The sequence below is a fragment of the Mucilaginibacter corticis genome, assembly GCF_007558865.1.
GTDB classification, from domain to species: domain Bacteria; phylum Bacteroidota; class Bacteroidia; order Sphingobacteriales; family Sphingobacteriaceae; genus Mucilaginibacter; species Mucilaginibacter corticis.
Genome location: NZ_VLPK01000001.1, coordinates 1,284,125 through 1,297,456 on the forward strand (window position 1 = coordinate 1,284,125; position 13,332 = coordinate 1,297,456).

The following is a 13,332-nucleotide window of genomic DNA, read 5'->3' on the forward strand; positions in this document are numbered from 1 at the left end:
ACCTGTTATTCCTCTTTCTTGTTTTCCTGCTCTTCTTTGATCTTAGCGGTGTCGTTAGCAATTTCGTCAATGATCTCGCCATTGGCCTTTACGTCAGCAATAACTTTGTCTAATTGCTGTTCAATTGATTCGTCGGGGGTGTTCATATTCGTTTTTTAGTTATTGTTCAGATCTTGATGGTTACAAAAAACCCGTACTTAAACGGGCAGGCATCGGCAATAACAGCTTAGGTAGTGCGTTTTAAAAACAAAGCCAATATCGACAGCAATATTTCTGCGGACAATTAAAACCTCAAAAATTAACTTAAACATATCTCTAAACCAAACTGGAACGAAAGTTGTTAATTATTAAAAAACATCGATTATGAAAAATCCATTTGTAAAGAAAAATAACCACAACACACTGATCGCCTTAGGCGTAACCGGAGCGGCGGCAGCAGGCGCCATAGCTTATTTATATTTTACCGAGAACGGAACCAATACGCGTTCAAAATTATCTGACGCGGTAAGCGGCGAGTTTGACAAATTCAGCAAGGTGCTGAAAGACGGCTTCAAAGATCTTACAGCCAACATCATCAGCGATAAAACCAATGTGTCAAAAAAGACCGTGCGTAAAGTGGCTGATCATGTAATTGATTAATCAGCGGATCCATTGCTGATAGCGCAGGTATTTTATTAATTGCTGGTCGCCGGCAGATAAAACCGGCAGTCAGAGTCCAAGTGGTTCGCGTGTCCAGTATAATCCTTGTGGATTACCCGGACGCGCGAATTTATACCGGTATATCGTCGCACGGATAAACCGGGGCGGTTTGTTCGGGAACGGATTTTCTGCAAAAAGGCAGGTAGCATCCGCATCATTATGTAAAAGTTTCCAGGCTAAATTATACACCCAGGGATACTGATCTGAGGTGGACATAGCCGCGAACCACATTTGCCAGTCGAGCCTTAATTGGTAAGGTGCAATCTGCGGCGGTCGCTGATCTAACAACACAGGCAGGCCTTTGTAAATGTAGGGCTTCCATCTAGCGTTACTATTAGTAGTGTCGTCCATCGTGCCTTCAAAAACCACGTTAAGCCGTTCCTGCCCTACACTGCCAAAAGTGCCATAAGTATTTACCAGGTCGAACGGATCGAAAGAGCGGTTCATAGTCTGGTTGGGCGATAAGATGTTCCATACCGGTTGGATGCTGAGTATGGCGACCAACGCGGTTACCACCCACGATGTGATATTCATTGGTTTTGATTCTTCTGCTATATCGGCAGCGGCTTGTGCTTTGGCTACCAGTTTTTGGGGCAGTATCATTGCCCAAAAACCATCGTCAAAACAGGCGAGGGCAGGCACAACAGTAAGCCAGTTTAAGAAAGATAAATTGCCGCTGACAATAATAAAAAGCTGGAAAAATATAATAATAGTCCCCGCGATATGCCGCCCCAACCGCGGGCCGAACACAAACCATGGCGCAACCAGTTCGGCCAGCCAGTTAAACCAAACACCAATTTTTAATAAAAGCCGGGGTAAAAAATGGAACCAGCGTGTAAAGGGCCCGGGGATAGGCTGCGTTTCAAAATAATAGTACAGGGCGGTATCGTCACGCCAGACCTTGTCACCGCGGTATTTGATCATGCCGGCACCCAGCATGATCCGAAATGCCAGCCAGCGGAACAGGATGATAATTAATAATGGAGGCGGTCGTTTAGGGAAGGGGCGCAGGTCAAACAGCGGGCAAAGAAATATCGCTAAAAAGCCGGTTTCAGTTAATTGCATTTCCCATCCATAGCCGTACCAATCTTGCCCGGCGTGTGCTATGGATAAGTAAAGCGCCCACAGCACCGTCAGCATTGGCGCATTGGCAAAGCCCGCCACAACGATCAATGATATTATAAACCCAAGCCATGACACGGTTAACAGCGCGGTATCCGAATGCCTGAACCAAAAGATTGATGGTAGCCTTATAAACCCTGCCCCTGTAGATCCTAACGCGCTGCCCAGCTGCTCAAAGTAATTGCCGACTGGCAGTAAGCCATTAGCGCCGATCAGCGGGACAAGCTGGTTAATAGCCACTAAAAACGCTATGGCATAAACAAAGCCCAGCAAACGCAGTATGACAAAGCGGGTAAGCCAGTAAGTTGGCTTAATAGCTACGCTATCTGTTTGGTATACCGGTTCTGTTTGCAACGTTGCCATTCCATTTTAATGGTTGCTCTTCACCTACGTCTTGTTATTCTTGATCGCAGGCCGCCAATAAGTGCGCCGCCCAACTTTGGTATTCATTGGCTTAATTATAGATAATTTATTGATCATTAATACAATGATAAGGGCGATATGTTTAGGGTCTAAGTAATAATAGCATAGCGTTTGCGCTTAAAAGCGATTGTTGTAATAAGCCCCCTGATATTAAAATATAAACGCTGTTTTTTATAACAATTTATTAAAGAAAGTTTATCAAAATGCGCGGTTAAATATTTCAGAAAAAATAATATTTTTAGGGCAATGCGCAAATTTTTACTTGCAACAAGCCTTATCCTGTTTTTTTGCCTTTTTTATAATAAAATAAAAGCGCAGGTTATAACAACCGGAACAATGGCCGGCGGTATCTCATCCTGCATAGGGAATGCGGCTTCTGATCCAAATCTTCAACACTTTACCGTTTCAGGGAATCATCTTGTAGGGGATGTAACAGCGACAGCCCCTGCCAACTTTGAGATCTCGCTAAATGCAAATGGTAGCTACAGCAATACTTTAACCCTTACACAAACCGGTGGCGTTGTAAATAGTATTATTTATGTGCGTTCAGCGGCTTCAGCAGGTGTTGGGAATATATCCGGAAATGTTACTTTAACGTCACCCAATGCAGGGCAGGTAACCATTGGAGTAAAGGGTGTTATAAATGCTTTACCAGTTGTAAATGCAATAGATAATCAGACTGTAAATAGCGGGGAGGCTACAACTGACGTAAAGTTTACAGGTACAGCACAGATATACAGCTGGACAAATGACAACACCAATATTGGTTTAGCAGCAAACGGTACAGGCAATATCTCATCGTTTACCGCTATTAATAATACCAATTCGCCCCAAACTGCTAAGATTACGGTTACACCTAAGCCGGCCGGGTTTATTTATGTTGTTAACGCTATCGGTAATAGTGTATCTGTTATCAACGCGGTTAATAACTTACCGGTAGTGACTATTCCTATTAAAGATGCCCTACGACTCGTTGTAAGCCCCGACGCTTTACATGTATATGTGCTTACTACAACAGGCTATAATTCAAGTGTTGCTGTAATTGATGCTGCAACAAATACTGTCACAGCTACCATTGATGTAGGTAAAGCATCTTCAAATATTTTGATATCACACGACGGCACAAGACTATATCTGATAAATACATTTCCTAATACGGTGACAGTTGTAAACACATCCAACAATAGTGTAATTGCGACTGTTAGTGTCGGCCAATACGCGATGCAGCAGACATTAAGCCCGAACGGGAATTATTTATATGTTAGTTTAGGCACAGATTTAGCCGTTATAAATACTGCTAACAATAAAGTCGAAAAAAAAATTTACGGTTTGGTCTATGAGCCTAATTCTTTTCTTTTTAACAAGGATGGATCCATATTATATGCAGCAAATTTCACAAATACGGTAAGCGTAATTAATACCAGTAATGGCGAGCTCATTGCATCTATACCTACTAACGATAATTATCCTGCTTATTTAATATTTAGTAAGGATGAAAAACTATTATATGTATCTAATATTGACGGGAAAACTATAACTGTCATTAACACTAATACAAATAAAGTAACAGCAAATATTCCTTTAGGCTCATCTCCTGACAGATTAATTATGTCTCCTGACGGTAAATACCTGTATACTACAGGTCCGGGTTCGCAAAATATATTCGTAATAAGTACTTTAACCAATACCGTTGTTAGTAAAATACAGGTTCCGGGTATACCAGTCACTTTGGCATTGAATAATGATGGTAGTTTGCTGTATGTAGCCGATCAAGCTTATTTGGATAATAAATTGTATGTTATAAATACCACTACTAATACCGTGGTTGCAGATATACCCGTGGGGCCAACCCCCATAATAGACAATACTGATTTTACCCCGGGCAAAGGCTGCGATGGCCTGCCTGTTTCGTTTAACATCACGGTTAACCCGACGCCACCACTTATTAATACCGTAGGTTTGCCAAACCCTGTCAGCACCACCTATGGTACTGCTTCGGTATCCAGCAGTTTCACGGTGTCAGGATCAAATTTATCCGGACCAGTTACCGTCACCCCGCCGCCTGGTTTTGAAGTGAGTACAGATAATATAAACTTTAGCCCTACACTTACCATCGGCAATACAGGTAATATCGCATCTACGCTTGTTTATATGCGGTTAGCCGCCACAACCAACGCGGCGACCTATTCGGGTAACGTTGTGCTAAGCAGTCCTGGAGCTTCTGTTGTTAATGTGCCTATTGGCAACAGCATTGTTAAACCCGCGCCATTAAATATTACGGGCACTTATGCAAAAATATATGGTGATGTTTTAACCAATACCACCATTTATTATAATACGCCTAACGTTACATTTACCAATCCTGATCTTAAAAACGGTAACAGTTTTAATTCTATCGATATTTCTTTCGGGGCAGGATCACACGCTACAGATGGCGCAGGTACTTACAATGGCACTGTAACACTATCCGGCTTTACCGGGCGCAACGGGTATTTAAGCAGCAATTATATTGTAAGCTATAGCCTTGTTAATTTGGTGGTACTGCCGGCAACGTTAACCATTACTGCAAATAATATAGATAAACCTTACGGCACAACCCTTGCAGACGTAACCAATTCGAACCGTTTTACCGCAACCGGATTAAAAAACGGTGAAACTATTAGTAGTGTAGCCATTAATTACGGAACGGGGGCTGAAGCCACAGCAACAGCGGGGATTTACACTGGTTCTGTGGTTGCAGTTAATGCCACAGGCGGCACTTTTGCAGCCGGTAACTATAGCGTTATATACGTTCCCGGTAATATTAATGTAATAGTCCCCCCGCCGCCTGATATTACAACGGTAGGTACGCCTCAATCAGTAAACACTACTTACGGCACGGCATCTCCATCAAGCAGTTTTACCGTATCCGGCGTAAATCTATTAGCCGGTATAACGGTTACGCCGCCGGCAGGTTTCGAGGTAAGTACAGACGGTGTGCATTTTAGCAATACCGTAACGGTTGGCGCTGCGGGTACAGTTGCTGCCGTACCGGTTTATATTAGGTTAGCATCTATAACCAATGCAGGGGCATATAGCGGCGATATTAACTTAAGCAGCGGTTCAGGATCAGGAATTGTAACTGTGCCGATGCCAAACAGCACCGTAGATAAGGCACCTTTAACCATTTTTGCTATAGACAAGTCAAAAACTTATGGCGATGTTTTAAGTGGTTTTACTAATTCCGAAGATTTTGCCATTACAGCCGGTAGTTTAAAAAATGGTAATATCATTACTTTGGTATCTGTTATTTACGGGCAAGGCGGGGCAGCCACAGATCCTGTTGGTTATTATGCCGGATCAGTAAAGATAATTGCAGTTACGGGTGCTAATGGGTATGATGAAGATAATTATATTGTCACCTTTATGCCGGCCGACATCGCGGTTAAAGCGGCCCCGTTAATTGTAGCAGCAGGTAATTATTCTAAAACATACGGCACCGTGATTAGTGAAGATCAGCCTAATAGCTTCGCAGTAGGCGGCTTAAAAAATAATGAAACAATAGAAAATGTTAAATCTACCTATGGCTTGGGGCGTAATGCAACTGATCCTGTTGGAATTTACAAAGGTTCAATCATACCGTCTGATCCAAGTGAAGGTACATTTACAGCATCTAATTATGCCATAACTTATAAGCCGGGTGATATAGAGGTAACCCCTGCAATATTAACGGTAACCGCCGATGATAAAACTAAGAATTACGGCGCCGCTAATCCAACGTTAACTTTTACCTACAGCGGGTTTGTAAATAATGAAACCGAAGCGCAGTTAACAGAACAGCCAACTATTACCACTACTGCAACTACAAAATCTGACGGCGGGGTATATCCTATCACAATATCCGGCGGATCGGCAGTAAACTACACTTTCAACTACATTAGCGCCACGCTTACCATTAACGCGCCGACAGTTCTGGTTATTCCAAATACGTTCACGCCAAATAATGACGGCGTAAATGATAGCTGGAAAATACCGGCATTGGCTTCATATCCTGATTGCCTGGTGCAAATATTCAACCGTTACGGTTCAAAAGTATACTCATCCGTTGGCTACCCCGTGCCCTGGGACGGCACATACGAAGGTTTGAAAGTGCCTGACGGTGTATATTATTACATTATAGATACTAAGGTATTACCCGGTAAAGCATCAGGGTACGTGAATGTGATCAGGTAATATATTTCATGACTGGCGGGATCCCGACTGCCTTAAAGCTTTAAAATTGTTTGAATTTGACAATAAACGGTTTGATATCAACAAACACATGCCCTGGTTTTTGACAGACCTTTGTAACAATGAAAACAAAGGAAAACAAAGTTTGGTACATAACCGGTGCGTCAAAAGGGTTAGGGCTGTCGCTGGTTAAAAGATTACTACTGGCCGGGAATAAAGTTGCCGCTACTTCCAGGACAATAGACGCGTTAAAAACCGCGGTTGGCGATGTTGCCGCCGATCTGTTTTTACCGCTGGCGGTTGATCTTTCTAATGACGAATCTATCCACGCGTCTATCCAAAAAGCGGTAGAAACATTCGGTAAAATTGATGTCGTGGTGAATAATGCCGGCTATGGCATTGGCGGCAGTGTAGAAGAGCTTTCAGGAAATGAAGTGGTAGATTGCTTTAATATCAACGTATTTGCCGCTGTAAACGTAATAAAATATGTATTGCCGGTAATGCGCGCGCAGCGGTCTGGTCATATTATAAATATCTCATCAATAGCCGGTTTTGCCCCCGCTACCGGCTGGTCATTGTACGCGGCTACCAAGTATGCTCTTATCGGCATATCAGAGGTACTGGCACAGGATGTTAAAGAGTTTGGTATTAAAGTAACCGTAGCCGCGCCCGGCGCATTCAGAACGGAGTTTTTAACTGAACAATCGTTGGTATTGGCAAAAAACCAGATAGCCGATTACAAAGCGATCAGGGAATCGCAGGAGCGCATGTTGGCCATGGACGGCAAACAAGCCGGCGACCCTGATAAAGCTGCTGATATTTTTATTCAACTGGCCGAAATGGATGAGCCGCCCGTCCGTTTGTTTATGGGGACTGATGCGTATAACCGCGCGTCGCAAAAGATCGAAGCATTAGCTACCGACCTTGAAAAATGGAAAGAACTATCTTTTGCAACCGACTACAGGCAACAGCCTAATGTGTTAAATTTGCAATAGATGGAGCCAACAGAAACGTTAGAAGAATTTTATCAGCATAAATTTAGCTGGATGCCTGATGACCTTAAAAAGGACATCGGGCATTTTAATGTGTTTAGCTATGACGAGATCTATACCCAGGCAAAGCACGAAGTAAAATATACCCGCCGCGAGTTTTATAAGATCTCGATCATTAAGGGCCGGCACGTTTTTCATTATGCCCATAAAAGCCTTGAAGTAAATGGCTGCAACCTGATATTTTTTAATCCGCTGGTGCCTTACCAGTTTGAGCGGATGACCATTGACCCGTCGGGCTACTTTTGCATATTTAAAGAGGCTTTTTTTGCAGGGCAGGCGCATAGCAACATTAAGGATATCCCGGTATTTATTCCCGGCGCGCGGGCTGTGTTCCCGCTTAATGACGAGCAGGAAACACAGGTGCTCAATATCTTTAAGAAAATGCACCAGGAGATCAAGTCGGACTACTTATATAAATATGACCTGATAAGAGGGTATGTAATGGAGATGGTGCACCTGGCCTTAAAAATGGAACCTAACGAAACGCTGTACCACCATGTAGATGCCAATACGCGGCTTACATCCGTTTTTATGGATCTGCTGGAGCGCCAGTTTCCCATAGAATCACTATCACAGCAATTTAAAATGCGGTCGGCAAAGTTATTTGCCGAGCAGTTGAATGTGCATGTTAACCACCTTAACCGCGCAATAACCAATACGGTTGGCAAAACTACAACCCAGCTCATCTTTGAACGCATGATCGCCGAAGCAAAGGCCCTGCTTAAACACACCAATTGGAATATATCTGAAATTGGTTACAGCCTGGGCTTTGAAGACAGCGCCCATTTTAACCATTTCTTTAAAAAGCTTACCGGCGGCACACCCACATCTTTCAGGCAATAACAGGCTGAGCAGATACCATTATGACTAAAAATACGTTAAATAATATAACCTTTTCGCGGTCATAATTTCATATAATTAATGCTCTTTACACCTGTTCTTGTTCAAATTGTCCTCATCATTTTTGCTGCCACAATCTTTCGTTCTGCGTTTGGCTTTGGCGAGTCGTTAATAGCCGTGCCGTTATTAGCGTTGTTTATTCCCCTTAACGTCGGGGTGCCGCTTTCTGTATTGATATCGGTTACCATAGCCGGTTTTGTTGTTGTGCAGGATCATAAAAAGATCCATATAAAAAGCGCCGGGGGGCTCATTATTTATTCCCTTATCGGGATACCTATGGGCCTGTGGCTACTGGTACATGTTGGCGAATATTGGGTAAAACTGATACTTGGCTTTATCATTATTGCTTTTTCCGGTTATTTGTTAAGCGGCAGTTGCCTGGAAGAATTGAAGCAGGATAGTCAGAAATGGCTTTTCGTTTGCGGATTGCTCTCCGGCATTTTGGGCGGAGCATACGGTATAAACGGGCCGCCACTGGTTATTTATGGTGCCAAACGACGGTGGACAGCGCAGCACTTCAGGGCTACATTACAAGCTTATTTTTTGATAGCAAGCCTTACGGGAGTGATTGGTTATTGGATAAGCGGTTTACTCATCCCTAAATTATTTGTTTATTACCTGGTTTCATTGCCGGTACTTATACCTGCCATCCTTATCGGCAGGGCAATTAATGCCCGCATGCAGGGCGAGCGCTTTTTTAAATATAGCTACCTGATGCTGTTAATGCTGGGTATTTTGCTGATAGTTAATGCCATTGTGCCAATTCATAAATAATTGTAAGGTTGCTGCTGTTTTTTCGACTAAGCTGTGGTTATAGTTATGCCTTACTATAACTCAAAGCAAATGACAACCTTTAATTAAAACATCAACATGAAAACAAACAATCAACAGCTCGCGCCTTTATTTTTACGGTTAATAATAGGTTACGGGTTTATTGCACATGGATTTGTAAAGCTAAGCCGAGGCCCGGCCGGGTTTGAAAAACTATTAACACAAACGGGGGTGCCGCTGCCTCATCTTACCTCGTGGGTGGTTCCTTTTATTGAACTCATTGGCGGGCTTATGATCGTTGCCGGCGCGTTCACCTTTTTTGTCGCTATCCCGCTGATAGGTACTATGTTGGTTGCTATGCTAACTATCCAGCTAAAATTTGGTTTTAGCTCGGTCAATACAATTGGCCTTACGCCAAACGGACCTAAATTTGGGCCGCCGGGTTATGAAATTAACTTGCTATATATTGCCGGGCTGATTTCATTAATGCTATCAGGTGCCGGTAAATTTTCTGTAGATAACCGGCTTATAAACCGGCAGAAGTAAAAATAACAAAGCCCCTTTAGCAACGCTAAAGGGGCTTTGTCGTATCAGATAAAATTAGTTAAAGATATATCTTATACCAATTTGTGCCTGCCAGCGTGATAACTGGTTGGTATCTGTTTTGTATGAGTTGGTTAAAGGGATCAGGTTCTTACTGTCAGCATACGGGAAAGAGTATGTTGGTTTACCTGAAGCATCTAAACCTTTGTAGTTAAGAATAGTAACTAAACCGCCTGAGCCAATAGGGTTTACAGTAGTTTGGTATAATCCCCAGTTTCTGTTTAGCAGGTTACCTACGTTAATGATATCTATTGATAACCTTAAAGTGTTTTTAACCTTGCCAGACTGTACATACAGATCTTGTGTAAAGTTAAAATCGGCTCTTTTAAATGTAGGCAGTATTACAGCATTACGTTGTGCAAACTGGCCGCGGTGTTTACTTAAATATGGGTCTTGCTTAATGAAGGCATCCAATTGTGCCCATTCCTGTGCGGCGGTACGTGTATCACCGTTAAAATCCGGAACCAGTGTGATCTCAGACGCGCTTCTTGGTATGTACATCAAATCATTGCTAACACCGTCGTTGTTTACGTCGCCTGCTGTTATGTAAGATACATTACCGTTACCGCTACCGTTAGCAAATGACGCTGAAGCAGTATTTGCTGCAGCTTCAAATATTAAACCGAATGACGATTTGGTGTTTTTGATGAACGAGTGATTATAAGCAAACGAAGCTATTAAACGATTAGGCTGAACAAAGTTTGTGTTTGAAATATTGTCAGCATTTGGGTTGCCCGAAACGGCGCGTGTGCCCCAGATAGTGCTGGCAGTGCTACCGCCATCGTTAACATCTTTTGCTTTGGTGTAAGTATAAGCAACGTTAGCATAAAACCCGCTGGTGAAGCTTTTTTGCAATTGGCCGGTAATAAAATATGAATAACCCGCGCTGGTATTGGTCATGTAATACAAAGCGGTTATAGCAGGGTTATTGATGGTTGGCACTGTGCCCGCCGGGCCGGCAGGTGTGGTGTTTTTTTGTTTATATCGTATTTGACCATAACTGTCTTTTAATACATCGTAAGCATCAGATAAAACTAAATTCTGGTGATAAATAGCGTTGATATCTTTGGTGTAAGCAGCCTCGATGGTACCTATAATGCCACCAGGCAATTGCTGATCAATGGCAAGGTTTGTTCTCCAGATCTTAGGGTTCTTCAGTTTAGGATTGGCAATATCTAACTCGTACGAAGTGTTTGCAGCACCGCCGCCTGTAGGGTGGTAAGCATCTACGTTAGGGTTAAATATCAACTGAGCCTTTTGTGCGTCGGTATTAGCCGCGTTGCTTTTAAGTACGGTATATGAACCAAACAACAAACCATTGTTTGATGCCTGGTTAGAGATCCAAACAAACGGTACGCCGCCTGAGAATAAACCTGAACCACCACGAACCTGGGTTGATTTATCACCGTTTACATCCCAGTTAAAACCTAAACGCGGAGAAATAGCTACGCGGTTTTCTGGCAGTTTTGACGGATCAACATGCATACCACCCTGGAAAGTTAATAGCGTAGCAGGCCCGTTTGCACCTAAGCTGGTAGGGTAAACGTTATAATCAGCCCTTACACCGTATGATAGTTTAAAATTATCGGTAACCTGGTATTTGTCCTGAACATACGCGCTGAAGGTAGATGCAGATATTTTAGCGAATGGAAAACCGCCGCTTATAGCTGAATAACGTGTAGAAAAAGCAGCTGCAGGCAAGCCATTGATAAAGTCTGAAGCGGAGTTGTAGCTGTATAAGCCATTATAATTAGGTGCGAAACCGTTTTTATAGCTTTGCAACTGATCATTGGTACCAATGGTTATCTCATGCTTGCCGGCATAAATGCTGTAATCATCAGAGAACTGCCAGATATTGGTATTTAACAGGTTATTGGCAGTAAATACTTCATAACCAAAGCTGGTAGCAACACCTGTTGGAGCTGTTACTACGTTGCCAGAAGCATCAGATGTACCGTTACCGATATCAACAAAAGGAATTGAGGTGTTACCTAACGATGCACGGTAATCACGCAGAGCCGAATAGCCCAATGTCAATTTGTTAGACATGGTGCTTGATATACGTGTAGCTAACTCAATGATGCCGATGTTAAAGTTATTATTAATGCGATAACCTGCGCCATAAAACGGAAGACTGATGGTACTTGCATTCCTGGCTGTAGCACCAAACAAAGCATTTGCGCCTGTACCGCTTGGCGGTTGGTCTTTGTATGATTTAAAGTAAAAATACTTGGCGCTTAAAACGTTGTTTTTGTTGATGTTCCAGTCTAACTTAACAGTAGCTTTATCACTATAGGTATCATAGTTAAAGTTCTCGTACGGTCCAGGAACATAACCGTATTTTTTTAGCGCTAAAGTTAAAGCATCTAAAGTGGCAGCTGTAGTTTGTGAAACGTTAGCACCGCTTACACCATCTTTTGTAGCGACAAATGAGTTTGCCGCAGCGCTTATACGCTCTTGCTCGCCCGATACAAAGAAGAATAATTTATTCTTAATGATCGGTCCGCCTACGCTTACACCTGTTTGCCTGTAAGTGTTTTTGGTTTGAGGCACATCGATAGTACCTGCGTGAAAGCCGGTAAGCCCGTTACCACGGAAATAATCATAAACACTGCCTTTAAATTCGTTAGTACCTGATTTTACTACGGTATTGATACCTGCACCGGTAAAGTTACCCTGGCGCACATCGTACGGAGCAATATCAACCTGGATCTGGTCTATAGCCTCTAAAGATATTGGCTGTGAGCTGGTTTGACCACCTAACGTACCTGATAAACCGAATGAGTTGTTAAACAAAGCACCGTCAACAGTAATGTTGTTATAAGTACTGCTTCTGCCGCCAATGTTTAATCCGTTTGATGATGAAGACGGCGTTAACCTGGTGTAATCAGTTAATGAACGGTTAAGTGAAGGTAATGCTTCGATCTGTGCGCGGTTTACCGTTTCGCGGGCGCCTGTGCGTGATGAGTTGATAACCTTGCCGCCGTTACCTCTTACAGTAACCTCTTTTAACTGTGCCATGTTATCTTCAAGCTTAACGTCAACGCGTTGATCCTGGCCTATGGTTAAGTTAATGTTTTCTTCAGTATATTCTTTATAGCCTACGAAAGTAACCTTAAAAGTGTACGGACCGCCAACCCTTAAGTTGGGGATGTTGAAACGGCCATCGGCACGTGTAGCGGTCGAATAAACTGTTCCTGTTGGAAGGTGGGTAATGCTAACGGTAGCACCGGGAATAATACCCTTGGCATCGGTTACAATACCATGCACACTGGCGGTTGTTACACCCTGGGCGTTTACATTATTGCTTAATGTAAAAAGCACACCCGACACCAGTAAGAATAAAAGTAAAATTTTTTTCATACTTGTTTTTGATGAGTTTAATGAATATCAATTAATTTGTTACAAATATAAATGGCTCAAACAGGTATAATGTTAATTTATTATTAACAATTCAAATATTATATTAAACACTTTATTAACATTTTAGACAAAAAATAGGATTATTGATAATGTTAATTTAATATTTGATTAAAAAAGTTAATAAAATACA

The 13,332-nt window shown here is 42.5% G+C and carries 9 protein-coding genes; 6 read left to right on the plus strand and 3 right to left on the minus strand.

Annotated elements, in window-relative coordinates; all coding sequences use genetic code 11:
- Positions 1-5: 5 nt before the first annotated feature.
- Positions 6-146: a hypothetical protein gene (locus tag FO440_RS24320; RefSeq protein ID WP_186292576.1), complete on the minus strand. Its 141-nt coding sequence runs from the start codon at positions 144-146 to the stop codon at positions 6-8.
- Positions 147-363: 217 nt separating this feature from the next.
- Here FO440_RS24320 and FO440_RS05570 point away from each other — a divergent pair, with 217 nt between their 5' ends.
- On the plus strand, positions 364-639 hold the full coding sequence (locus FO440_RS05570) for a YtxH domain-containing protein (RefSeq protein ID WP_144247223.1): 276 nt from the start codon (positions 364-366) through the stop codon (positions 637-639).
- A gap of 69 nt (positions 640-708) precedes the next feature.
- Here FO440_RS05570 and FO440_RS05575 read toward each other — a convergent pair whose 3' ends face one another.
- Entirely contained in the window at positions 709-2,184 is a 1,476-nt protein-coding gene (locus FO440_RS05575) for a lipase maturation factor family protein (RefSeq protein ID WP_222103929.1), read from the minus strand.
- Positions 2,185-2,490: 306 nt separating this feature from the next.
- On the opposite strand from FO440_RS05575, the gene FO440_RS05580 reads away from it, so the two are divergent.
- From FO440_RS05580 to FO440_RS05600, 5 genes are all read left to right on the plus strand, one after another.
- Positions 2,491-6,456 carry an MBG domain-containing protein gene (locus FO440_RS05580; protein WP_144247224.1) on the plus strand — a complete coding sequence of 1,322 codons (3,966 nt, stop codon included), beginning with the start codon at positions 2,491-2,493 and terminating at the stop codon, positions 6,454-6,456.
- Positions 6,457-6,575: 119 nt separating this feature from the next.
- Positions 6,576-7,448: an SDR family NAD(P)-dependent oxidoreductase gene (locus FO440_RS05585; protein WP_144247225.1), complete on the plus strand. Its 873-nt coding sequence runs from the start codon at positions 6,576-6,578 to the stop codon at positions 7,446-7,448.
- Complete coding sequence (locus FO440_RS05590) at positions 7,449-8,348, plus strand: helix-turn-helix domain-containing protein (protein ID WP_144247226.1); 900 nt, start codon at positions 7,449-7,451, stop codon at positions 8,346-8,348.
- A gap of 78 nt (positions 8,349-8,426) precedes the next feature.
- A complete protein-coding gene (locus FO440_RS05595) occupies positions 8,427-9,179 on the plus strand; it encodes a sulfite exporter TauE/SafE family protein (RefSeq protein WP_144247227.1) in 753 nt (250 codons plus the stop codon).
- A gap of 96 nt (positions 9,180-9,275) precedes the next feature.
- Complete coding sequence (locus FO440_RS05600) at positions 9,276-9,722, plus strand: DoxX family protein (protein WP_144247228.1); 447 nt, start codon at positions 9,276-9,278, stop codon at positions 9,720-9,722.
- Positions 9,723-9,776: 54 nt separating this feature from the next.
- Here FO440_RS05600 and FO440_RS05605 read toward each other — a convergent pair whose 3' ends face one another.
- Complete coding sequence (locus FO440_RS05605; RefSeq protein ID WP_144247229.1) at positions 9,777-13,142, minus strand: TonB-dependent receptor; 3,366 nt, start codon at positions 13,140-13,142, stop codon at positions 9,777-9,779.
- Positions 13,143-13,332 lie beyond the last annotated feature (190 nt).